A 24654-nucleotide genomic window follows, 5' to 3' on the forward strand; every position below is an offset into this window, starting at 1 on the left:
TTTTTTTTAAAATTAATAACCAGGGTTTTGTTTTAAGTTTGGATTGGCACTTAAATCCGAAGTTGGAATGGGGAAAATATTTCTAAAAGCTTCTGTTGTTGTTCCTCCAGGTACATTTCCTTTCCAAGGCCAAATTGAATTTGTTGTGAATTTTCCAAATCGAACTAAATCTGTTCGTCTGTGGCATTCCCAATACAATTCACGGGCTCTTTCATCTAAAATAAAATCTTCTGTTAAATCAGAGGTTGATATATTACCGGAGGTATCTCCATAAGCTCTAACTCTTAATAGATTGATATAATCACGAGCTGTATTGGCATCACCACCCCCACCTCTTGAGGGTAAACTAGCTTCCGCATAAATCAAGTAGGCTTCAGCGAGTCTGAATAAAGGGAAATCTGTATCTGGAAATTCACCAGATGGGTCAGAACCAGCACTCCCTGATCTGTCTACATTTTTATATTTTGCAATGGCGTAACCATCTGTAAATTTAGAAATATTCTCAATTTCTAAAGTTTGTCCAGCGGCGTAAAATAATTCTCTACCATCAGCCGAATTTTCCATTCCAGGAAATTTTTGAACAAAAGCGCTGGTGGTTCTAACACCGGCCCATCCACCACTTACTCCAAAATCACTTGGTGACATACTACCACCAACAGGAGCGTGCACTAAAAAGGTCATACCGCCATAAGCTTGTGTATATAATCCGTCAAATAGAATTGGAAAAATAATTTCATTGGAAAGATCATTGTCAGCTAAGAATAAATATTCATAATTAGGTTCTAAACTAAAAACATTTGAGTTGATTACTTTTTCTGCCTGAATTCTCGCATCTGCATATCTTCCATTTCCAGTGCCAAGGTAAACTTCAGCATTTAGATATAATTTAGATAATAACATCCACCCAGCTGCTTGATCGGCACGTCCATATTCATTTAGGCCTGCCGGAACTAACTCACTATCAATCGCTATTAATTCAGATTCTATATAAGTAAATAAATCTTGGGCATTAGTTTGCTTTGGTAAGAACGCTCCAATAGGATCTGCTTCCGTTGTGAATGGAATATTACGGTAAAAATCTAAGGCATGATAATAACTAAGTGCTCTCATAAATCGAGCTTCAGCTCTAAACGTTTGAATGTCTTCTCTTAAGCTTGCATCTACACCTCTTTCATTTAAATTATCATCAGAGGTTTGTCTTAAAAATTCATTTACTAAACCAATTTGATACAAAATTCTATCATACATGGTTCTAATAAATTCGTTTCCGGGGGTCCAGTTTTGGTAATGAAGATCTTTTATGGTTCCATCATTCCAGCCTATAACGGCTTCATCCGTTGTTAGTTCTTGCAGTTTCCAATATAAACGTAAATAATTGGAGAAACCTTCATCTAATCCAGCTAGGTCAGGATTTCCCGCAGGTCCTTGCTGACCGCTTATGGAAATACCCGCATAAATTTTAGCTAAAAAAGATTTATAGGAGTCCGGATTATCAAAAACCGAAACAGATGTTTCTTGATTTATTGGTTTTAAATCATCAATTTCACTTGTACATGAAACAATGAAAGAAACACAACAAAACAAAAACACTACTTTTTTAAAATTGTTTAACATAATTTTTTTCTTTTATAGTTCATTTTTTTATTTAAAATTAAAATTTAATCCCAAAGAGAATATTCTTGGCTTAGGATAAACATTGTTGTCAATACCACTTGATATTTCAGGATCTAATCCTGTGTAATTGGTAATTGTAAATAAATTTTGTCCAATTAAAGAGGCTCGTAAAGTTATTTTTTCAAACGGTATGGTATATCCTAAGGATATGTTATCCAGTTTCATAAAGGAAGCATTTTCAACATATAAATCTGAAAACTGCTGATTATTTATAAATCCAGTTTTTATAGCGTCAACACTACCATTTCCATAATAATCACCTATTTGATTTAAAATGGCTTGACCGTAACCGTTGGCTGATCTAAAGTTATTATACATATAGTTGCCTAAACTACCTCTCAATGTAAAATTAAAATCTAAATTCTTATAATTCATACTTGAAGTAAATCCGAAAAAGGCATCTGGTGTTCCAGATTGGAATCTATATTTGTCACTGTCATTAATAATGTTATCGCCATTTAAATCAACATAAACACCTTCAAGTGGCGCGCCACCAGCATCAACAACCTGTTTATACACATAAAAACTTTCAGGTTCAGCATTTAAGGCGTTAATCTGAATGGTATTACCAACACCACCAGCAATACCACCAATTGGTTGGCCAGGGAAGTTAGGGTCATCAGTTAAAGTAAGTTTAGTAATTTCAACGTCGCTTACAGTAAAATTGGCGCTTACATCCCATGAAAAATCTTTTGTTTTTACAGGAGTTGCATTAATACCAATTTCAATACCTCTACTTACCGTTTCGCCTACGTTTTGATCTAAAAAGTTTTCAAGGTTACTACCTCCGGGCACTTGTGAATATTGCAGTAAATCTTTATTTTTTCTATAATAGAAGTCTAAAGTACCAGTGATTTTATCATTAAAGAGTCCGTAATCAACACCCGCGTTATACATGGTAGATTCTTCCCATTTGATATCTTCATTATAGCCTTCAGGTCTTATGGTAGGAATGAATTCTGATCCGAACTGGTATTGTGATCTAATATCTCCTCTTGAATACACTCCTAAATAAGGGAAAGCACCCCCTATCTCTTGTTGCCCAGTAATACCCCAACTTAATCTTAATTTCAGATTCGAAATAACACTAGAATCTTTTAAGAAATCTTCATCAGAAGCTAACCAAGAAAAAGCAGCAGATGGGAAATCGGCATTTCTATTGTCTTTTGAAAAACGTGATGAAATATCTCTTCTATAGGTAGCAGTAAAAATATATTTGCTGTCTAAAGTAAAATTGGCACGTGCAAAATAAGATTCCAAAATTAATTCGAATGGAATTGAAGGTAACGGAACATCATAAATTCCGGTTGAAGTATTTCTGTTTCTGCTATAACTTATGTTATAAAACCTTTGATAGGTATGACCAGCGGTCATATCAATACCGGATAACAGAGATCCGTCGAAATTCTTTTTATAGTTCAAATAGAAGTCTAATAATTTGTTTTTGTTAATGCCATCGTAAGTTCCTATATCGGCAAATTGGCCATCATTTAAATTGTTAAAACCAGCATTTTTGTTTGTAAAAAATCTTCCGTCATATTCTTCATAATCAAACCCGGCATTTACATTTAAACGTAATTCAGGTAAAAAATGAAATTTATAATCTAATACAATATTGGAGATGTTTCTTTTGGCTCTTTGTCTGTTGTCTCTTAACATCAATAAAGAGACAGGGTTTCTTGGTGCTAAATTTGCAACACCATCGGCATCTTCAAATTCAAAATAACCGCCCCAGTTTCCTTCTACAGGTTGTGTAGGGTCAAAAAATAAAGCGCTTCCAATAGCTCCTTCATTAGCAAAACGGTTATCAACTAAACTTCCTTTTGAAGTGACATTCACTTTTAAATGATCATCTAAAAAACGATTCTCTAAATTAAGGTTAATGGCATTTCTTCGGTATTGAGATGTTTTTAAAACACCATTTTGATTAGATAAGTTGTAGTTAACCCTGATAGACCCGTTTTCAAATCCTTTTGTTAAGGTCAAGTTATGAATACCGCCTTCGGCATGCTTATAAATCTCATCTTGCCAGTCAGTATTAGCATTCCCTAAAAAGCTTGGGTCTTCTCTATTATCTATCACGTATTTTCTTAATTGAGAAGCGCTCAAAACATCTATTTTATCGATAATTTGACCGGTAGAAGCCTGAACATCATATTCCACATTAAAAGGTGCTTTTGACTTTCCTTTTTTAGTGGTAATAATGACAACACCTGCAGTTGCTCTAGACCCGTAAATGGCAGTTGCAGAGGCATCTTTTAAAATGGTATAACTTTCAATTTCATTTGGGTTAATAGCATTTAAACTGCCTCCACTTAATGGAATTCCATCAACAACAATCAACGGACTGTTATTGGCACTAAGTGAGCCACCATTTCTAATTCTAATTTCAGCACCGGCTCCTGGAGAACCTGAAGAAGAAGTAATTCTAACTCCGGCAGATTTACCAGCTAAGAGGTTTTCTGGAGACACGATAGCTCCTTTGTTAAATTCTTCTGAATCAATTCTGTCTAAAGATCCTGTTGCATCTTTGACTGTTGTTGATCCATAACCAATGATTACCACCTCATTTAATTGAGCGGTATTTTCAGTAAGTCCAACATTTAATGTTGATTGACCAGTATAAGTAATTTCTACTGGATTATAACCCACAAATGAAAACACCACAATGTCTCCATTTTTTAAGCTAATTTGATACTTACCATCAAAATCTGTTGCCGTTCCAGTAGCAGTTCCTTTAATAAGGATATTCACTCCTGGAAGCGGTATTGCAGTCGATTGTTCTGTCACTGTTCCTGTTACTGTAGTTTGCCCAAACATCAAAATAGGGGCAAATAACAGAACGAACAGCAAGCTACTTAAAGTTGTTTTCATACAATACTTTTAAATTAGTGTAATAATTTAGTTTGTTATATTTTCACTTCTCGGGTAAAAAACAGCATAAAATTAACATTAAGTTTTAACATATAATTGTGAAATCCGCAACGAAAACGTTTGCGTGTTGACAACTTTTAAATAATTCTTAACGTAAACGTTTGCATGTTGATAACTCGATAAAATTTATAGGTGGGTTGATAGGAAATTGTTAAATTAGCTTCATCAGCAAATTTAAAGTACTAAATGTACTAATTTGAGCCTTATAAAGCAAATTTAAAAATGAGACGAAAAGTTACGCTAAAACAAATAGCAAAAGAATTGGATGTTTCAATATCCACAGTGTCAAGAGCTTTAAATGACAGTAAAGAAATTGGAGAAGAAACACGTCAAAAAATTCAGGCTTTTGCCAAGTTTTATAACTACAAACCCAACAATATTGCACTAAGTTTAAAAAACCGTCAAACAAAAACTATTGGTATTCTCATTCCTGAAATTGTACATCATTTCTTTTCAACCGTAATCAGGGGTATTGAAATTGTGGCCAATCAAAGAGGTTATAATGTTATTATAGGATTGTCAAATGAATCGTTTAGTAAAGAAGTCATAAACATGGAAATGCTCGCAAACGGAAGTATTGATGGTTTCATTTTATCTATTTCTAAAGAAACTTTGTTACGCCAGGACTATCATCACTTTAAAGAAACAATCAGTCAAGGTATTCCTATTGTTATGTTTGATAGGGTAGTTAACGATATTGACTGTGATAAAGTAATTGTTGATGATTTTAAAGGGTCTTATACTGCGGTAAAAAAATTAATTTCATATGGTTGCAAAAATATAGCACTGATTACTACCATGGATTATGTAAGTGTTGGAAAACTAAGAACTCAAGGTTATTTGCAGGCTTTAGAAGACGGCAAAATTCATGCTAAAGGAAGTTTAATTTTAAAATTAGATGATGGTTTAGCTTTAGAGGAGCATCTCGATATATTAGAAACTGAAATTGAGAAATTTTTTAAACGGAATAAACAAATTGACGCCATTTTTGCGGTTAATGAATTATATGCAGTTACCGCCATGAAAGTGGCCAGAAAATTGGATTTCAAAATTCCTGAGGATATTCAAATTATTGGATTTACAGATGGTGTGTTGTCAAAACATGCTAGGCCTAGCTTAACAACGCTTAGTCAGCATGGACAAAAAATGGGAGAAGAGGCCGCACATTTGTTAATTGATAGATTACAGCAAGATCATGATGAAGAAGAAGATGAAGTTTTTGATTTTGAAAGAGACATGAACTTTAGAACAGTGGTTATAGAAACTGAATTAATAGAACGAGAGTCAACCAAATAAAATAATTATCAGAAGTAATTATTTTATTTTATATCTTTGAACCAAATCAAAACTTATATTTTTACTTCTCACTAAAAAAGTTTTGATAAGCTACCATGTTTATCAAAATAGTAATAATTAATTTTTACTATTTATGGAAAAGCGTAGGTTAAGTTTCTGGGAAATCTGGAACATGAGTTTCGGTTTCTTAGGAATCCAGATGGGTTTTGCCCTTCAAAATGCTAATGCCAGTAGAATTCTCCAAATTTTTGGAGCTGATGTTCATGAACTTTCGTGGTTTTGGATCATAGCCCCTTTAATGGGATTAATTGTACAACCTATAATTGGGCATTACAGTGATAAAACATGGGGTCGTTTTGGAAGAAGGAAACCTTATTTTCTTGTTGGAGCCATACTTGCTTCGGTGGGATTAATTTTAATGCCTCAAGCTGAAATTTTTATAGCTTTCTTGCCTGCACTATGGGTAGGAGCAGGAATGCTAATGATTATGGATGCCTCTTTTAATATTGCTATGGAGCCTTTTCGCGCTTTGGTTGGCGATAATTTAAGAACAGATCAACGTACCTTAGGGTTTAGTGTACAGACGGCATTAATTGGCTTTGGGGCAGTTATAGGCTCCTGGCTACCTTATGCTTTGCACCATTGGTTTGGAGTTTCGAATGAAACCTCAGAAGGGGTCGTGCCTTTTAATTTAATTTTATCTTTTATCATTGGAGCCGCGGTTTTAGTGAGCTCTATTTTGGTTACAATAATTTCAACTAAAGAGTATACGCCTGAAGAACTTGATAGTTTTGAAGAAGACCATGTACATGCTGAAACTATTAGTGAAGATAAAAAATCCAGTTTGTTGGATATTTTTGAGGACTTTAGAAAAATGCCTACTACCATGCGACAATTGAGCTGGGTGCAGTTTTTTTCTTGGTTTGGTTTATTTGGGATGTGGGTATTTGCAACGCCTGCAATTGCACAGCATATTTACGGTTTACCGTATACAGATAGTAGTAGCTCAACGTATCAGGATGCCGGTGATTGGATAGGGATACTTTTTGGCGTTTATAATTTGGTATCGGCTTTATACGCATTTGCATTACCATATATTGCAAAAAAAGTAGGAAGAAAACGGACTCATGCCATTTCATTAATTATAGGAGGCATAGGGTTATTATCTATCTATATTATGCCAGATAAAAACTGGCTGATACTGTCAATGATTGGTGTAGGTATCGCTTGGTCGAGTATTCTGGCTATGCCGTATGCAATTTTGGCAGGATCCATCTCTCCAAAAAAGATGGGAGTTTATATGGGGATATTTAATTTTTTCATAGTGATTCCTCAAATAATTAATGCCTTAATAGGTGGGCCACTGGTTAAATACGCTTATGATAATCACGCCATTTTTGCTTTAATGATGAGTGGTGTCAGTTTTATTATTGCAGCGGCATTAGTCTTTAAAGTAAAAGATGTGGATGATGTTGTACAATCTTAAATTATGAATAGAAAAAGAGGATTTATTTTTGACTTGGACGGTGTTATTGTTGATACGGCCAAGTATCATTTTTTAGCCTGGAAAAAATTGGCCAATGGTATTGGTATTGATTTTACTGAACATCAAAATGAGCAGCTTAAAGGAGTGAGCCGAATTGAATCATTAAAAAAGATTTTAAAATGGGGTAAGGTCACATTGTCTGAAGCTGATTTTAATAAATTAATGGCCGAAAAAAACACCAATTATTTAAGTTATATTGCTACAATGGATGAGTCAGAAATTCTGCCTGGTGTCATTAAGGCGTTACAGTATCTCATTGACAAAAAGCAACCGATTGCTTTGGGTTCAGCAAGTAAAAATTCTGTGGAAATACTGAATAAAGTAAATTTATTAAATCGTTTTGATGCCATTATTGACGGTAATGCAGTTACAAAAGCGAAACCAGACCCCGAAGTATTTTTGAAAGCAGCTCAATCCATTCATTTTTCTCCTGAAAACTGTATTGTATTTGAGGATTCTGTAGCCGGAATTCAAGCGGCCAATAGAGCAAATATGATTAGTATCGGCATTGGAGAAGCTTCTATTTTGAATGAAGCAGATGTTGTTTTTAAAGATTTTACCGAAATAAGTACTGACTTTCTGGAAAAACTATTGTCGGTTACTAAGAGTGAATTAAAAAAAGTATAAGGATCATTTATAAAGTGATTATTAAAAAGTTAAAATGAATCAGGATTATATTAAAGCAGATCATTGGTCAATAATTGAAGAAGGTTTTGATGTGAATCAGGTAAAATCTTCAGAGAGTTTATTCAGTATAGGTAATGGTGCTATGGGCCAACGTGCTAATTTTGAAGAACATTATTCAGGACCTACATTTCAAGGAAGTTATATTGCCGGTGTTTATTATCCAGATAAGACAAGAGTGGGTTGGTGGAAAAACGGCTATCCGGAATATTTTGCTAAAGTATTGAACGCACCCAATTGGATTGGTATCAATGTTTCCATAAATGGAGAGGCATTAGATGTATTCAAATGCAAAAAAATAGAAAAGTTCCGCAGAGAACTTAATATGAAAGAAGGTTGGCTGTCAAGAAGTTTTACAGCAACGCTTCAAAATTCAATAGAGATTGAAGTGGAATCAAAACGATTTTTAAGTCTTGATTTTGATGAGGTTGGTGCTATTGTATATAAAGTCAAACTTTTAAATAGGGATGCTCAAATTAATTTTTCACCTTATTTAGATAATGGTATTACTAATGAAGACTCAAATTGGGATGATAAATTCTGGGATGTTTTAAGCGTTAATCATGAAGATAATCAGGCATTTATTGTGTCTCGTACCATGAAAACTCATTTTTATGTGTGTACAGCCATGTGCTCACAAATCGCAATAAATGGCAAAGTTTTAAATCAGGAAAAGCAAATATCAGAGAATATCAATTATGTTGAGTTTCAATATAAAAATTATGTAAAAAAAGGAGATACTATATCGCTTACTAAATTTGGAGGCTATACCACGGATAGAAATCATGACAAAAAAGAATTGATTTCTGTGGCTAAAAAAACGCTTCATGAAGTTTCTAAAATCGGATTTCAGTCTCTTTTAGACTTGCAAAAAGCGGCCTGGGCTAAAATTTGGGAAATGGCAGATATCACTATTGACGGTGATGTCAAAGCGCAGCAAGGTATTCGTTTTAATATATTTCAATTAAATCAAACGTACTTAGGTAAAGATGCCCGTTTAAATATTGGTCCAAAAGGCTTTACTGGAGAGAAATATGGAGGAAGCACCTATTGGGATACAGAAGCCTATTGTATTCCTTTTTATTTAGCTACTAAAGATCAAAAGGTAGCCAGAAATTTATTAGCTTATCGTTTTCAGCAATTGGATAAAGCCATTGAAAATGCAGAGAAACTAGGATTCAAAAATGGCGCGGCCTTATATCCTATGGTGACCATGAATGGGGAAGAATGCCATAATGAATGGGAAATTACTTTTGAAGAAATTCACAGAAACGGGGCCATTGCATTTGCTATTTATAACTATCATCGTTTTACTTCAGATTACAGCTATATTCCAGAAAAGGGCTTAGAGGTTTTAATAGGAATCGCTCGTTTTTGGCATCAGCGTGCCACTTTTTCCAAAGCAAAAAACAAGTATGTCATTCTTGGGGTTACCGGACCTAATGAATATGAAAATAACGTTAATAATAACTTTTATACCAATTATATAGCTAAATGGTGTATTAAGTATACTGCTGAAAATATTGAGCTAGTTGAGGCAGATTACCCTTCAGATTTTACAAGAATCATGAATAAAGTAAAACTTTCAAAAGCAGAAGTGACGCAGTGGACAACAGTGGCAGATAACATGTATTTTCCTTATTCAGAAGCGGAACAGGTTTATTTACAGCAGGATGGTTTTTTAGATAAAGAACTTATTACAGTAGCGGATCTTGACAAGTCGCAACGACCCATTAATCAAAAATGGTCCTGGGATAGAATTCTGCGTTCACCCTACATCAAACAAGCAGATACGCTTCAGGGATTTTACTTTTTTGAAGAGGACTTTACTGTTGAAGAATTAGAAAGGCATTTTGATTTCTACGAACCATTCACGGTTCATGAAAGTTCATTATCGCCATGCGTGCACAGCATTCAAGCGGCTAAATTGGGAAGAATGGAACAAGCGTATACTTTTTATTTACGTACTTCCAGATTGGATTTAGATGATTATAATCACGAAGTTCATGAAGGACTTCATATTACCAGTATGGCTGGAACCTGGATGAGTATAGTTGAAGGATTTGGTGGTATGCGTGTAAAAAATAACAAGTTGTCTTTTGATCCAAAAATTCCCAAACAATGGAATGCCTATTCTTTTAAAATCAATTTTCGAAATCAAATACTAAAAGTTAATGTTCAGAAAAACAAAACACATTTTGAATTGGTTGGCAACACTGCTTTAGATATTTTGGTAAATGACAAATTAATTAGTATCCAACCAAATACATTGATTACGGTTAAATCATAATAATAAATAAAATGAAGTATCTAATTTTTATGGTTTCAGTTATTGTTGTTAACTTTTGTTCAGCGTACAATAATGATCCTTCACAAAAAACAAAAGAGAAAATGATTTCGAAATCTTTTACAGAATATAATGATATTGAGAGAGTGGAGCCATCTCATTGGTGGGTTGGGTTTAAAAATCAAACACTTCAATTATTGGTTAAAGACGAAAATGTTTACACCGCAGATATTGAAATTTCCTATGAAGGCGTCACTATTGAAAGCATAGTTAAAGGAACTAGTCCAAATTATTTATTTGTCGATTTGAAAATTTCAGAACAAACTAAACCGGGGAAATTTAACATCTATTTCAAGTTTGAAAATGGTTCACGGAAAATTCAAACGTATGAATTAAAATCAAGAATCAAAGCTTCTGAAGATTATATAGGTTTTAACAGTTCCGATGTTATTTATCTGATTACTCCAGATCGCTTTGCAAATGGTGATGAATCAAATGATATCATAGCTTATTTAAAAGAAAAAAAAATTGATAGAAAAAATGATTATGCCAGACATGGTGGAGATATTAAAGGAATAACGAATCATTTAGATTATATTAATGAGATGGGTTTTACAGCTATTTGGCCTTGTCCATTATTGACAAATGATATGCCAAGAGCGTCTTATCATGGCTATGCAATGACCGATTTTTATCAGGTTGATCCGCGTTTTGGAACTCTGGAAGAATATAAAGAACTTGCTGATAAAGCAAGAATATTTAATATTAAACTCGTCATGGATCAGGTGGTTAATCACTGTGGAAGTGAGCACTGGTGGATGAAAGATTTACCTTTTTCAGACTGGGTAAATCAACAAAAAGCATTTGAAGAAAATACAGAATTAAAAAATTCAAGTCATAGGCGAACCATCAATCAAGATTCCTATGCTTCTGAAAGAGATAAAAAGGAAATGAGTGAAGGCTGGTTTGTAGAGGCTATGCCAGATTTAAACCAGAATAATCCCTTTATGGCAACATATCTTATTCAAAATAGTATTTGGTGGATTGAAACTTTGGGATTAGGCGGTATAAGACAAGATACCTATCCGTATTCAGATAAAACATTTTTGGCAGATTGGACTGGAGCCATCATGACTGAATATCCAAATTTTAGCATTGTTGGTGAAGAATGGAGTTATAATCCCCTTATAGTTGGTTATTGGCAGCAGGGAATGAATAATAAAGACGGCTATAAATCACGTTTAAAATCTCCAATGGATTTCCCAATGCAACGGCAAATTGTTGACGCTTTGAAGGAAGATGAACAATGGGATACCGGATTTGTGAAAATGTATGAAGGCTTGGCAAATGATTTTTATTATGCAAGTCCAAAGGACCTTATGATTTTTCCTGATAATCATGACATGAGTAGAATATTTACACAATTAAATAAAGATATTACCAAAACTAAAATGGCCTTGGGGTATATTTTTACTTTAACGAGAATCGTTCAGTTTTATTATGGGACAGAAATTTTAATGAATGATTCGGCAAAACCTGGTGATCACGGTTTAATCAGAACCGATTTTCCCGGAGGCTGGCAAGGAGATAAGGTGAATGCCTTTACTGGTGAAGGATTGACCATAACTCAAAAGGATATGCAGTTATTTGTAAAAAAACTGTTGAATTATAGAAAAGACAGTAAAGCAATTATTGAAGGTGAAACCATTCATTTTGCACCTGAAAATGGGATTTATGTCTTATTTAGAATAATAGAAGATGAAATAGTTGCAGTGATACTTAATAAGAATAAGAAACTGGTCAAGTTAAATTTGGAAAGATTTGACGAGTTGGGTCTAAAAGGAAGAAATTTAAAAAATATAATTACTTCAGAGAAAGTTGTCTGGAACGATTATTTAACATTAAAAGGAGAAGGGGTAATTATACTGACCACAAAGTAAACTTTCATGAAAAGTGCTTTATTTATAATATGTTTTTTACTAAGTGAAATCTTACTTTGCCAAGTAACATTTGTAATAAATAAGTTGCCAGATAATCATAATTATAACAACAATATTTATATTTCTGGTGATTTTGAAGGATGGTCTGGAGGGAAAGACCAGTTTAAGCTTGAAAAGAATAAAACCAATTATTTTATTACAGTTCCCAAGTTCAATGAAAGCATAAAATTTAAATTTACTTTAGGATCTTGGGATGCAGTGGAATGCGATGCAAAAGGTAATTCTATTGATAATCGAGTTTATGATTTTTATAAATCGCAGGATTCAGTTAATGTACAAATTAATAATTGGTCGGATAGTAAATCGGTAGCAAACAAATCTACTTCAACGTATAATGTTCATGTGTTTTCAGAACGGTTTAAAATGCCTCAACTGAACAGAGAAAGAAAAATCTGGATCTATCTGCCTCCGAATTATGAAAATTCTAGAAAAACATTTTCCGTTTTATATTTACAGGATGGTCAAAATATGTTTGATGATACTACTTCCTTTGCTGGGGAATGGCAGATAGATGAAACACTAAATAGATTAAGCGAAAGCAAAGGGTTAAATCTTATTGTTGTGGCTATTGAAAATGGAGGTGATAAAAGGCTTAGTGAATACTCACCTTGGGAAAATAAGAAGTATGGGATGGCTGAAGGTGAAGCCTATCTTGATTTTATTGTTCATACTTTAAAACCTGAAATTGATAAGGTATACAGAACTAAAACTGCGGCAAATCATACAGCCATTATGGGTAGTTCTATGGGGGGATTAATTTCTCATTATGCCGGATTGAAATATCCAGAAGTTTTTGGTAAAGTAGGTGTTTTTTCACCTTCCTTTTGGTATGCTGATGAAATCTTTAATTTTACAAAAACACGCGCTCATTTAAAACATGAAAAGATATATTATTTAGTTGGAGATCAGGAAGGAGAAGATATGGTTCAAAATACTGAAAGTATGATGGAGATTATGAAAACTAATGGATTCTCTGAAAATAATTTATTTTTAAAAGTAGTACCCAAAGGAACACATAGTGAATCTTTGTGGAGAACAGAATTTGAAGAGGCTATTAGCTGGCTTTTCAGAAAATAAATTTTAATTAAATGATAAAAAACTTCTTATTTTTTTTAATGGTATGTACAGCAATGTCTCAGAATGTTGATAGAATAACCTCAAACAAAGTTTCTAATATTAATTTATTTGGAGGAGAATTAATACATATTGAAAATTTCCCATCAAAATTTATTCAACCCAGGAATATTGATGTGTGGATACCAAATAATTATAGAAAATCTAAAAAGTATGCAGTGTTGTATATGCAAGACGGGCAAATGCTTTTTGATAGCACAACCACTTGGAATAAACAAGAGTGGAAAGTAGATGAAATAGCATCTCTTTTAATGAATGAAGGGCAAACTAAAGATTTTATAGTGGTGGCCATTTGGAATATTGCGGCATTAAGAAACAGTAATTATTTTCCTGAAAAGGTTTATGAAATGATGTCTGAAAAAGACAAAGACTCACTTATTGAAACTGGGAAAAAGCAGAACTGGATAAATACAATTAATTCCAATAATTATTTAAGATTTGTTGTTGAAGAATTAAAGCCATATATAGATTCTCATTTTTCAACTTATACGGATGCAGATAACACCAGTATTATGGGTTCTAGTAGAGGTGGTTTGATTTCTATGTATGCCATTTCTGAGTATCCTGAAGTTTTTGGCTCTGCTGCCTGTTTATCAACCCATTGGATTGGAACTTACAATAACAAAGACAATCAAATTCCTGATGCTTTTTTTGAGTATATGAGAACCAATTTACCTGACTCAAAAACTCATAATATATATTTTGATTACGGAACAGAGACTTTAGATGAACAGTATTTAAAATATCAAGATGAAGTTTCAAAACTTTTAGCAAGCAAAGGATATACAACAAATTTAAAGTTTGATGGAGCAGATCATTCAGAAAATTCATGGGGTCAAAGGTTAGAAATTCCTTTAATGTATTTATTTGGAAATAAAAGGGAGTAAATTTTTAAAACAAATAAAATGGTTAAACCATTCAGATATTTAGTATTAATGATAATAGTGTTTTGTTTTGCCTGTAATGATAGTGTCAAAACAAATTTTAAAGAAACAGAAGCTGTGAATAAAAAACAACATAAAGAAGTCATCTATCAAGTGTTTACCCGTTTATTTGGGAATATTAATACAACCAACAAACTCTGGGGAACCATTGAAGAAAATGGTGTTGGTAAGTTTAATGATTTTACAGAGAAAGCTCTAAATGAGATAAAGGATTTAGGGGTTACACATATTTGGTATACAGGAGTTCCACATCATGATGTCATACGAGATTATACTAAATATGGCATTTCTAATGATGACCCAGATGTAGTAAAAGGAAGAGCAGGATCACCTTACGCCGTTAAAGATTATTATAATGTCAATCCAGATCTAGCTGAAAATCCAGCCAACAGATTGGAAGAATTTAAAGCGTTGATTGAGAGAACTCATAAGGCAGGAATGAAAGTTATAATAGATATTGTTCCTAATCATGTAGCCAGAAATTACCATAGTGTAACAAATCCTGAAGGGGTTGAAGACTTTGGAGCTTCAGACGATAAGACAAAAACTTATGATGTAAACAATAACTTTTATTACAACCCAGGTGAAGCATTTCAAGTTCCAGAATTTTTAAATGGCTATCAGCCACTTGGGGGAGAAAAGCATACTTTATCCGATAATAAATTTAACGAAGTTCCAGCTAAATGGACGGGAAATGGTTCTCGTTTATCACAACCTCACTTTAATGATTGGTATGAAACGGTAAAAGTTAATTATGGTATAAGCCCAGATGGCAGAAAAGATTTTAATGAGTTACCTGATGGATTTGACAACAAAGATTATAAGGTTCATTTTGAATTTTGGAAGGATAAAACAGTGCCTGATTCTTGGATTAAATTTAGAGACATTGCTTTATACTGGTTAGATTTTGGAGTGGATGGTTTCCGTTTTGATATGGCCGAAATGGTCCCGGTAGAATTCTGGAGTTTTATGAATTCGTCTATAAAAACCAAAAACCCGGAAGCTTATATAATTGCTGAAGTTTACAACACTAGTTTATATAGAGATTACGTTAAAAAGGGAAAAATGGATTATCTGTATGACAAGGTGCAATTATATGATACTATCAAACATATCATGCAAGGTCATGGAAGTACAGATCATATTCCTCACATACAGGAAGATTTAAGGGATATTGAACACCATATGCTGCATTTTCTGGAAAACCATGATGAACAACGTATAGCGAGTCCCCAATTTGCTGGAGATGCAAGAAAAGGAAAACCTGCTATGGTAGTGTCAGCAACTATTAGTACGTCACCAACCATGATTTATTTTGGACAGGAAGTGGGAGAACCAGGAGCAGAAGACGCTGGTTTTGGAAGTCCTTCTAGAACTTCCATTTTTGATTATGTAGGTGTTCCAACATTGCAACGTTGGGTAAATGATAAACAGTTTGATGGTGGCAAATCTACTAAGGAAGAAAAAGAACTGAGAGATTTTTACAAGAGATTACTCAATTTTACAATAAACAGTTCAGCACTTGGAGAAAATTATCAAGATATTCATCATTATAACAGGCAACAAACAGAATGGTATAATGATCAAGTCTTATCATTTGTGCGATGGAGTGATAAGGAAAAATTGATTCTAGTTTCAAATTTTAATGCTGAAAACACTTATGGTTTTGAATTGCAATTACCTAAAGATATTATTGAAAAATGGCATTTAAAGAACGGTAATTATGAAGTGTCAGATCAACTTTATAATACTTATAAATCAATTTTGAAGGTTGAAGGTAATACAGGAAAAGTCAGAATAGATATTGGTCCTTTAGGATCTTATATTTTGAAAATCAAATAAATTATTTAAGATGAAAAGACTCATAATAGTACTCACTTTATTAACACTAATAAGTTGTGTTCAACATAAAGAAGTTGTTAAAGTTGAAAAATCAGCAGTGCCCTTTGTTTGGGAAGGTGCTAATCTCTATTTTTTATTAACCGATAGATTTAATAATGGAGCTGCTTCAAATGATATCAATTTTAATAGAACTGAAGAGGCTGGAAAATTAAGAGGTTTTGAAGGCGGGGATATAAAAGGAATAACACAAAAAATTCAAGCAGGATATTTTACTGATTTAGGAATTAATGCTATTTGGCTGACACCTATTGTTGAACAAATTCATGGAGCAACTGATGAAGGTACAGGACTTTCATATGCATTTCATGGGTATTGGGCGCGAGACTGGACTGCTCTGGATCCTAATTTTGGAACTAAAGAAGATTTAAAACAATTAGTTGAAGTAGCCCACAGTAAAGGGATTAGAATTGTTTTGGATGGGGTCATAAACCATACCGGGCCAGTTACAAACGAAGATGCAGTATATCCTGAAGATTGGGTTCGAACCGACAATCAATGTACATACAAAGATTATGAAAGCACGGTAAGTTGTACCTTGGTTAAAAACCTGCCGGATATAAGAACAGAAAGTAATGAGGCAGTTGAATTACCCCAGTATTTAATTGAAAAATGGAAGACTGAAGGCAGATATGATCAAGAAATTGCTGAGCTAGAGGCCTTTTTTAAACGCACCGGCTATCCAAAAGCACCTCGATTTTATATTATTAAATGGCTAACAGATTATATTACAGAATTTGGAATTGATGGATACAGGGCAGATACTGTTAAACATACCGAAGAATATGTATGGCAGGAATTCAGGAAGGAATGTGATTTTGCCTTTTCTGAATGGAAAAAGAACAATCCGGAAAAGGTGTTAGATGATAATCCATTCTATTTGGTAGGCGAAGTTTATAATTATAATATTTCTAACGGAACAGTATTCGATTTTGGAGATAAAAAAGTGAACTACTTTGATGATAGCTTTCATAGTTTAATAAATTTTGAATTTAAATATGATGCCCAAAAGGATTATGAAAGCATTTTTTCAAAATACTCAAATATTTTGCACAATGAATTAAAGGGTTTCGGAACTTTAAATTACTTAACTTCCCATGATGATGGAAGCCCTTTTGATGCTCAAAGAATCAAATCTTTTGAAGCCATCACAAAATTATTATTGTCACCCGGGACCTCCCAAATGTATTATGGTGACGAGTCTGCAAGACCATTAATTATTGAAGGTACTGTTGGAGATGCTACGTTGAGGTCTTTTATGAATTGGAATGATATTAAGAATAATCAAAACACAAAAGAACTTTTAAAACACGCTCAAAAATTAGGACAATTTAGAGCAAATCACCCTGCTGTTGGAGCTGGAACGCATCAAATGATTACCAAAAGCCCTTATTTATTTTACAGAAGTTTCTATAAAGAGGAATATCAGGATTTAGTGGTTGTTGGTTTAGAGTTACCATTGGGAGTAAAAATATTGGATGTTTCAAAAATATTTAAAGAGGATGATTTAGTGCATGATGCTTATTCAAACCAGGATATTTATGTTAAAAATGGAAAAGTGACAATTGATTCTGATTATGAGATTGTCCTTTTAGAAATAAAATAAAAATCGTATTTTAAAAGACTATAAAAAAATGATAATCATGAAAAAATTAGTATTTATATGCTGTGTTACCATATTATTAATATCATGCCAAGAAAAATCGAATCATTTAATTACAGAATCTCCAAACAGTAAAATCAAATTAGATTTTAACTTAAATAGTGCTGGACAACCTTATTATGTAGTTAATTTCAATAACAAGACCATCATTGATACTTCATTTATGAGTTTTGATTTTAAAGATTTGGCACCACTAAACAACAATTTTAAAATTGTAAGTTCAATAGCTGGAACTACTGATGAAACTTGGCAAATGCCATGGGGAGAACAACTGGATGTGCGCAATCATTACAATGAATTAATTATAAATTTAGAAGAAAAGTCAGAACTCAAAAGAAAACTTAATATTCATTTTAAAATTTATGATGATGGTTTAGGATTTAGATATGAGTTTCCAGAACAAGATAATTTAAAAGAGGTATTAATCACTGATGAAAATACAGAGTTCAATTTAACCGGAGACCATAAGGTTTGGTGGATCCCAGGGGATTGGGATATCTATGAGCATTTATATAATGAAACTAAATTTTCTGAAATTGATGCGCTTTCAAAACAGAATAATGTGAATTTGAATGCTACTTACATTCCGGAAAATGCGGTAAATACGCCCGTCACAATGAAAACAGATGATGGTGTATATTTAAGTTTCCATGAAGCAGATTTAACCAATTATGCAGGGATGACTTTAAAAGTAGATGCAGAAAAGATGAATATGGTTAGCGAGTTGGTTGGTTCTGAAATTTTAGGTGGAAAAGCAAAAGTTTCAATACCATTTAATACACCATGGAGAACCATTCAAGTTGCTGAAAAGGCGGGTGATTTAATTGAATCTAAAATGATTTTAAATCTGAATGACCCGAATATCATTGGAGGCGTAAGTTATTTTACGCCCATGAAATATGTAGGTATCTGGTGGGAAATGCATATTGGGAAATCTACCTGGGATCTAGAAGGAAGTCAAGATATGAATACCTTTACAACTGGGAAAGTTGGGACATCAAGACATGGTGCAACCACAGAGAATGCCAAAAAGTATATTGATTTTGCTTCCCAAAATGGGATTAAGGGATTGTTGGTGGAAGGCTGGAATACGGGTTGGGACAAGTGGATCAATACAGATGACAGAGAAGGCGTCTTTGATTTCATGACCCCTTATTCTGATTATGATTTTGATGAAGTGATGCAGTATGCAAAGAAAAAAGGAGTAGAAGTGATTATGCATCATGAAACGTCTGCGGCACCAAGAACTTATGAAAAACAAATGGAAGTGGCTTATAATTTTATGAAAGCTAACGGTATGAACTCTGTAAAAACAGGATATGTCGGAAAAATTATTCCAAAAGGTGAATACCATCACGGACAATGGATGGTAAACCATTATCAAAAAGTGCTGGAAGAAGCTGCCAAAAAGAAAATAGCGGTTAATGCTCATGAGCCAATAAAGGATACAGGAAAACGCAGAACGTATCCTAACGCTATTTCACGCGAAGGCAATCGTGGACAAGAATTCAATGCATGGGCAAAAGATGGGGGCAATCCACCAAGTCATTTACCAACAGTGGCTTTCACAAGGATGCTTTCTGGTCCATTTGATTTTACTCCGGGCGTTTTCAATATTAAGTTTAATGAATATAAAGAAGACAATCAGGTCAATACAACATTAGCTCAACAGTTAGCATTGTATGTGGTTATTTATAGTCCAATTCAGATGGCATGTGATTTACCAGAACATTATATGATCAAGGGTAAAATCCATCCCGCTTTTCAGTTTATAACCGATGTAGGTGTAGATTGGCAACAGAGTAAAGTTTTAAATGGTGAAGTTGGAGATTATGTAACCATCGCAAGAGAAGAAAGAGGCACAGGCAATTGGTTTATTGGCGGAATTACGGATGAAAACCCAAGAACTATAGATCTTAATTTTGATTTTCTGGAGGAAGGTCAAGTCTATAATGCGGTACTATATAAAGACGCAACAGAAGCGCATTGGGACACAAATCCAACAGATATCGAAATAGAGCAATTAACCATTGATAAAAATTCAAAAATAACTGTTCAGCTTGCTGCTGGAGGAGGATTTGCACTGAGTTTAATGAAATAACTCGATTAACTAAGATTTAATTCAAACTTTGGGTAACTTTTTTAGAAAAGCCATTCGATTTTAATAGCTTTATAGATTCAAATAATAAAGCAAAAATGACATCAGTTCAAGATCTATTAAATCTTTTAGTTTTAGAAAAAATCAGTGATACTGAATTTAACGGCGATAGTAAAACTATTGGCAGTCCCAATGTTTTTGGAGGACAGGTGTTGGCTCAGGCTCTTAATGCGGCCAGTAGAACAATCACCAATAAAAGGGTATTGCACTCCATGCATGCCTATTTTTTGGAAGCTGGAAATTTAGAATTGCCCATAACATACAATGTTAGTAAAGTAAGAGATGGCGGAAGTTTTTCTGTTAGAAGAGTAACCGCACATCAAAAGGAAAGAACCATATTTATTTTATCGGCTTCATTTCATAAGAAGGAAGAAGGTTATAATCATCAAATTCAAATGAAAACTAATTTAAATCAGCCCGAAGATTTGATGAGCTGGACTGATATATTGAATGAATTTGGTGACTTTTTACCAAAAAGTTTAAAGGCGTTTTTTTCAATTGATCGCCCGGTAGAATTTAAACCCACAGTTATTGTTAATCCTTTGGAAAGAAATGATTTGCCGCCTTTTAGTGATGTCTGGTTTAAATTAAAAGGAGATATCACTGGATTAGATTTAGCCACGAAACAACAAATTTTAACCTATATTTCAGATTATAATATTTTAATTTCAGCATTAAATCCTCATGCAAGTAAGGCACATTGGGGAAATACCCAAACCGCAAGTTTAGATCACTCCATGTGGTACTTTAGAGATTTTGATTTTGATGACTGGTTACTTTACTCAATGGAATCTCCAAATGCATCTGGTGCCAGAGGATTTGCCAGAGGAAATATTTTTACCAGAGATGGGAAATTAATTGCTTCAGTAGCCCAAGAAGGCCTCATGCGTCCCATACAAAAGTAATTGGCTTATGAAAAAGGCCATTGAAACGTTAAAAATAGGGCATCGGGGTGCTATGGGTTATATTGCGGAGAATACTTTAGAATCCATAGAAAAAGCGCTGGGTTTTGGAGTTCACGGCATTGAGATTGATGTTCATTTATGTGCTTCAGGAGAGTTGGTTGTTTTTCATGATTTTACTTTAGAACGCCTTAGCAATGGCATAGGAGCTATTTCAAAATATACCCTTTCTGAATTAAAGCAATTAAAGATTGGCAATAAGTTTCAAATACCCACCTTAGAAGAAGTTTTAAGACTTATAAACAAAAAATGCATCTTAAATATTGAATTAAAAGGTCAGCATACGGCTTTTGAAACGTGCAGAGTTATTGAAAGGTATGTAAAACTTAATTCTTGGAATCATTCCGATTTTCTGGTATCAAGTTTTCAAAAACTGGAATTAGAAGAAGTTTATAAAACAAACAAAAACATTCCACTTGCAATTTTAACAGCAGTCGGTATTAATGAGGCGATAGAGTTTGCACAGACCATAGAGGCAAAAGCGATTCATCCTAACTATTTTCTGCTTACTTCAAAAAATGTGATAGAAGCGCAGGAAAAAGGATTGAAAGTCAATACATGGACAGTCAATGATGAGCAAACAATTAAACGAATGAAACGATATGGTGTAGATGCCATCATTTCAGATTTCCCTGATAGAATATGAATCATAAAGATGTTATCATTGTTGGAGGTGGAGCCGCTGGATTTTTTACGGCAATTAACATTGCCGAACAAAACCCAAACCTAAACGTATGTATTATAGAACGCAGTAAAGAAGGCTTGGCAAAAGTTAAGGTTTCGGGTGGCGGAAGATGTAATGTGACTCACGCAGAATTTATACCGTCAGAATTGGTTTTAAATTATCCAAGAGGTGAAAAGGAATTGTTAGGGCCTTTTCATCAGTTTATGACGGGAGATACTATGGCATGGTTTGAAAAAAGGGGCGTTACCCTTAAAATTGAGGATGATGGCAGAATGTTTCCTGTTTCAAACACATCGCAAACCATTATTGACTGTTTTTTAAATGAAGCTAAAAAATATCATGTTGAGATTTTATATAGCCATTCATTACAAGCTATAAGCCAAGTTGGTAATCTATGGCATCTTGTAACCAATCAAGGTTTTTTTACTGCAAAGAATGTTGTTATCGCAACCGGCAGTAATCTAAAAATATGGAGCCTACTTGAAGAATTAGGACATACCATTTTACAACCGGTGCCTTCATTGTTTACTTTTAATATTAAAGATGAAAGAATTAGTGACATTCCTGGAGTGGTATCTTCAAATGTTGAAATTCATGTTGTAGATTCCAATTTGTATTCTGAAGGACCATTGCTCATCACGCATTGGGGAATGAGTGCCCCAGCAATTTTAAAACTGTCAGCATTTGGAGCCTTAGAACTGGCAAAAAGAGATTACAAATTTCAAATTGAAATTAATTTTATTAAAAAATCATCTGAAGATTGCTTGGATATATTAAAGCAGATAAAACAGGAACTGGCAAAAAAAACAATTTATAAATCGGCCCAGTTTGAAATGCCAAAACGCTTATGGCAAAAATTGGTTTTGGCATCTAAAATAGAAATAGAAACCCGATGGGGCGACATGAATAGATTTCAATTGGAAGGTTTATCTGAGCAATTAACAAAAGCTGTTTTTGAGGTTGAAGGTAAAAGCACATTTAAAGAAGAATTTGTAACTGCAGGCGGCGTTGATTTAAAAGAAGTAAACTTCAAAACTTTTGAAAGTAAGTTGTTTAAAAACCTGTATTTTGCAGGTGAAGTTTTAAATATTGATGCGGTTACCGGTGGGTTTAATTTTCAAAATGCATGGACTAGCGGATATATTGTTGCAAAATCAATTCAAGCATGAAAACGTATATAGCACTTTTAAGAGGAATAAATGTGAGCGGACATAAAAAAGTGCCTATGGCTGAATTGCGTAAGATACTTTCTAAAGTTGGGTTTGTTAATGTGCAAACCTACATTCAAAGTGGCAATGTGATTTTTCAATCAACTGAAGAAGAACCCCAAAAGTTAACTAACGTGATACAAAAGGAAATTAAAAATCATTTTGATTTTGAGGTGCCAATTTTAATAAAAACACATGATGAATTGTTATGCATTTTTAAAAATTGTCCTTTTTCTCAAGAAAAAAAGGAAAGCAGCTATTTTACGCTTTTATATTGGACACCTGATCAATTATTAGTAGAGAATTTAGGCGAATTAAAATATCCTAACGAAGAAATTATTATTTCAAATAGTTGCATTTATTTTTATTCTTCAATGGGCTATGGCAACACAAAATATAACAACAACTTTTTTGAACGCAAATTAAAAGTAACTGCCACGGCAAGAAATTATAAAACAATGCTAAAACTATTATCTTTGTCGTCAGATTTAAAGTAGAATGAACGAACAACAATTTATTCCAACAAAATATTCAAATACTATTGATAGTGGTAAATTTACTTGGTCATCACCAAGTAATATTGCTATAGTTAAATATTGGGGCAAAAAGAAAGACCAGATTCCAGAAAACTCTTCAATAAGTTTTACACTTGAAACTTGTAAAACAATGACATCCTTAAGTTTCACAAAGAGAAAATTAAGTTCAAATTTCTCCTATGATGTTTTTCTAGACAATGAAAAAAAGGAAGATTTTAAACCAAAAATTGAAACATTTTTTAAGCGAATTGAAGTCTATTTACCTTTTTTAAAGAATTATCATTTTGTTATTGAAACCACAAATACCTTTCCACACAGTTCAGGAATTGCCTCTTCTGCTTCTGGAATGAGTGCTTTAGCCATGTGTTTGATGAGTATTGAAAAACAGGCAAACCCAGGAATGACGACTCATTATTTTAACCAAAAGGCTTCATTTCTGGCACGATTAGGGTCCGGTAGTGCTTGTAGAAGTATTGAAGGCGATTTAATTGTTTGGGGTAAGCATGGTATGATAGATGGCAGCAGTAATCTGTTTGGTATAAAATATCCTTATGACGTACATCCTGTCTTTAAGAATTATCAAGACACTATATTATTGGTTGATAAGGGTGAAAAGCAAGTCAGTAGTACTGTGGGTCATGATTTAATGCATGGTCATGCTTTTGCCAATCAAAGATTTAAGCAGGCAAATGATAATATGGCTAAATTAATTGGGGTGTTAAAAAATGGAGATGTTGATGCCTTTATTGAAATTATGGAAAGTGAAGCATTATCATTACACGCTATGATGATGACCAGCATACCTTATTTTATATTAATGAAGCCAAATACCTTAGAAATTATTAATAAAATATGGTTGTTCAGACAAAATACGGGTTTACCCATTAGTTTCACATTAGATGCCGGTGCAAACGTACATGTACTTTATCCTGAAAAGCACATGAAACAAATTTTAGAATTCATTAAGAATGAATTAGTTGCATATTGTCAAAATGGACATTATATTTGCGACAAAATTGGTTTCGGTGCAAAACAATTGTAACT

17 protein-coding genes are annotated in these 24654 nt (G+C 33.5%); 15 read left to right on the forward strand and 2 right to left on the reverse strand.

The annotated features are described in order from the left end of the window. Positions 1 to 12: 12 nt before the first annotated feature. Positions 13 to 1614, reverse strand: a complete 1602-nt coding sequence (locus V8G56_RS03590; RefSeq protein ID WP_395437088.1) for a RagB/SusD family nutrient uptake outer membrane protein — start codon at positions 1612 to 1614, stop codon at positions 13 to 15. A gap of 27 nt (positions 1615 to 1641) precedes the next feature. Continuing rightward, positions 1642 to 4548, reverse strand: coding sequence for a SusC/RagA family TonB-linked outer membrane protein (locus V8G56_RS03595; RefSeq protein WP_395437089.1), 2907 nt, complete (start codon positions 4546 to 4548; stop codon positions 1642 to 1644). A gap of 282 nt (positions 4549 to 4830) precedes the next feature. Between V8G56_RS03595 and V8G56_RS03600 the strand changes: the two genes are divergently transcribed. From V8G56_RS03600 to V8G56_RS03670, 15 genes are all read left to right on the forward strand, one after another. Then, positions 4831 to 5904, forward strand: coding sequence for a LacI family DNA-binding transcriptional regulator (locus V8G56_RS03600; protein ID WP_395437090.1), 1074 nt, complete (start codon positions 4831 to 4833; stop codon positions 5902 to 5904). Positions 5905 to 6037: 133 nt separating this feature from the next. Next, entirely contained in the window at positions 6038 to 7390 is a 1353-nt protein-coding gene (locus tag V8G56_RS03605) for an MFS transporter (RefSeq protein WP_395437091.1), read from the forward strand. 3 nt (positions 7391 to 7393) lie between these two features. Beyond that, entirely contained in the window at positions 7394 to 8077 is a 684-nt protein-coding gene (gene pgmB / locus V8G56_RS03610; RefSeq protein WP_395437092.1) for a beta-phosphoglucomutase, read from the forward strand. Positions 8078 to 8111: 34 nt separating this feature from the next. After that, positions 8112 to 10424 carry a glycoside hydrolase family 65 protein gene (locus tag V8G56_RS03615; RefSeq protein WP_395437093.1) on the forward strand — a complete coding sequence of 771 codons (2313 nt, stop codon included), beginning with the start codon at positions 8112 to 8114 and terminating at the stop codon, positions 10422 to 10424. An 11-nt stretch (positions 10425 to 10435) separates the two neighbouring features. Then, positions 10436 to 12361, forward strand: a complete 1926-nt coding sequence (locus tag V8G56_RS03620; protein ID WP_395437094.1) for a glycoside hydrolase family 13 protein — start codon at positions 10436 to 10438, stop codon at positions 12359 to 12361. 84 nt (positions 12362 to 12445) lie between these two features. Beyond that, positions 12446 to 13498 (forward strand): alpha/beta hydrolase, encoded by a 1053-nt coding sequence (locus V8G56_RS03625; protein ID WP_395437095.1) that lies wholly within the window; start codon positions 12446 to 12448, stop codon positions 13496 to 13498. 11 nt (positions 13499 to 13509) lie between these two features. Further along, positions 13510 to 14442 carry an alpha/beta hydrolase gene (locus tag V8G56_RS03630; protein ID WP_395437096.1) on the forward strand — a complete coding sequence of 311 codons (933 nt, stop codon included), beginning with the start codon at positions 13510 to 13512 and terminating at the stop codon, positions 14440 to 14442. Positions 14443 to 14460: 18 nt separating this feature from the next. Continuing rightward, positions 14461 to 16341, forward strand: a complete 1881-nt coding sequence (locus tag V8G56_RS03635; RefSeq protein WP_395437097.1) for an alpha-amylase family glycosyl hydrolase — start codon at positions 14461 to 14463, stop codon at positions 16339 to 16341. Between the two features lie 10 nt (positions 16342 to 16351). Further along, positions 16352 to 18004 carry an alpha-amylase family glycosyl hydrolase gene (locus V8G56_RS03640; RefSeq protein ID WP_395437098.1) on the forward strand — a complete coding sequence of 551 codons (1653 nt, stop codon included), beginning with the start codon at positions 16352 to 16354 and terminating at the stop codon, positions 18002 to 18004. A gap of 37 nt (positions 18005 to 18041) precedes the next feature. Beyond that, on the forward strand, positions 18042 to 20162 hold the full coding sequence (locus V8G56_RS03645; RefSeq protein WP_395437099.1) for a glycoside hydrolase family 97 protein: 2121 nt from the start codon (positions 18042 to 18044) through the stop codon (positions 20160 to 20162). 95 nt (positions 20163 to 20257) lie between these two features. Continuing rightward, on the forward strand, positions 20258 to 21124 hold the full coding sequence (locus tag V8G56_RS03650) for an acyl-CoA thioesterase (RefSeq protein WP_395437100.1): 867 nt from the start codon (positions 20258 to 20260) through the stop codon (positions 21122 to 21124). A gap of 7 nt (positions 21125 to 21131) precedes the next feature. Next, positions 21132 to 21827, forward strand: a complete 696-nt coding sequence (locus tag V8G56_RS03655; RefSeq protein WP_395437101.1) for a glycerophosphodiester phosphodiesterase — start codon at positions 21132 to 21134, stop codon at positions 21825 to 21827. Beyond that, a complete protein-coding gene (locus V8G56_RS03660; RefSeq protein ID WP_395437102.1) occupies positions 21824 to 23035 on the forward strand; it encodes a BaiN/RdsA family NAD(P)/FAD-dependent oxidoreductase in 1212 nt (403 codons plus the stop codon). Before V8G56_RS03655 ends, V8G56_RS03660 begins: the two co-directional genes overlap by 4 nt. Further along, positions 23032 to 23571 carry a DUF1697 domain-containing protein gene (locus V8G56_RS03665; protein WP_395437103.1) on the forward strand — a complete coding sequence of 180 codons (540 nt, stop codon included), beginning with the start codon at positions 23032 to 23034 and terminating at the stop codon, positions 23569 to 23571. Before V8G56_RS03660 ends, V8G56_RS03665 begins: the two co-directional genes overlap by 4 nt. 1 nt (position 23572) lies before the next feature. Beyond that, entirely contained in the window at positions 23573 to 24652 is a 1080-nt protein-coding gene (locus V8G56_RS03670; RefSeq protein WP_395437104.1) for a diphosphomevalonate/mevalonate 3,5-bisphosphate decarboxylase family protein, read from the forward strand. Positions 24653 to 24654 lie beyond the last annotated feature (2 nt).

This window comes from Gaetbulibacter aquiaggeris (assembly GCF_044003965.1).
GTDB classification, from domain to species: Bacteria; Bacteroidota; Bacteroidia; order Flavobacteriales; family Flavobacteriaceae; genus Yeosuana; species Yeosuana aquiaggeris.

Excerpts from the sequence above, each read along its gene's own strand:
- V8G56_RS03600 (WP_395437090.1), top strand. The coding sequence starts at position 4,831 with ATGAGACGAAAAGTTACGCTAAAACAAATAGCAAAAGAATTGGATGTT.
- V8G56_RS03645 (WP_395437099.1), top strand. The coding sequence starts at position 18,042 with ATGAAAAAATTAGTATTTATATGCTGTGTTACCATATTATTAATATCA.
- V8G56_RS03590 (WP_395437088.1), bottom strand. The coding sequence starts at position 1,614 with ATGTTAAACAATTTTAAAAAAGTAGTGTTTTTGTTTTGTTGTGTTTCT.
- pgmB (WP_395437092.1), top strand. The coding sequence starts at position 7,394 with ATGAATAGAAAAAGAGGATTTATTTTTGACTTGGACGGTGTTATTGTT.
- V8G56_RS03605 (WP_395437091.1), top strand. The coding sequence starts at position 6,038 with ATGGAAAAGCGTAGGTTAAGTTTCTGGGAAATCTGGAACATGAGTTTC.
- V8G56_RS03670 (WP_395437104.1), top strand. The coding sequence starts at position 23,573 with ATGAACGAACAACAATTTATTCCAACAAAATATTCAAATACTATTGAT.
- V8G56_RS03615 (WP_395437093.1), top strand. The coding sequence starts at position 8,112 with ATGAATCAGGATTATATTAAAGCAGATCATTGGTCAATAATTGAAGAA.
- V8G56_RS03660 (WP_395437102.1), top strand. The coding sequence starts at position 21,824 with ATGAATCATAAAGATGTTATCATTGTTGGAGGTGGAGCCGCTGGATTT.
- V8G56_RS03650 (WP_395437100.1), top strand. The coding sequence starts at position 20,258 with ATGACATCAGTTCAAGATCTATTAAATCTTTTAGTTTTAGAAAAAATC.
- V8G56_RS03630 (WP_395437096.1), top strand. The coding sequence starts at position 13,510 with ATGATAAAAAACTTCTTATTTTTTTTAATGGTATGTACAGCAATGTCT.
- V8G56_RS03635 (WP_395437097.1), top strand. The coding sequence starts at position 14,461 with ATGGTTAAACCATTCAGATATTTAGTATTAATGATAATAGTGTTTTGT.
- V8G56_RS03595 (WP_395437089.1), bottom strand. The coding sequence starts at position 4,548 with ATGAAAACAACTTTAAGTAGCTTGCTGTTCGTTCTGTTATTTGCCCCT.
- V8G56_RS03655 (WP_395437101.1), top strand. The coding sequence starts at position 21,132 with ATGAAAAAGGCCATTGAAACGTTAAAAATAGGGCATCGGGGTGCTATG.
- V8G56_RS03640 (WP_395437098.1), top strand. The coding sequence starts at position 16,352 with ATGAAAAGACTCATAATAGTACTCACTTTATTAACACTAATAAGTTGT.
- V8G56_RS03665 (WP_395437103.1), top strand. The coding sequence starts at position 23,032 with ATGAAAACGTATATAGCACTTTTAAGAGGAATAAATGTGAGCGGACAT.
- V8G56_RS03620 (WP_395437094.1), top strand. The coding sequence starts at position 10,436 with ATGAAGTATCTAATTTTTATGGTTTCAGTTATTGTTGTTAACTTTTGT.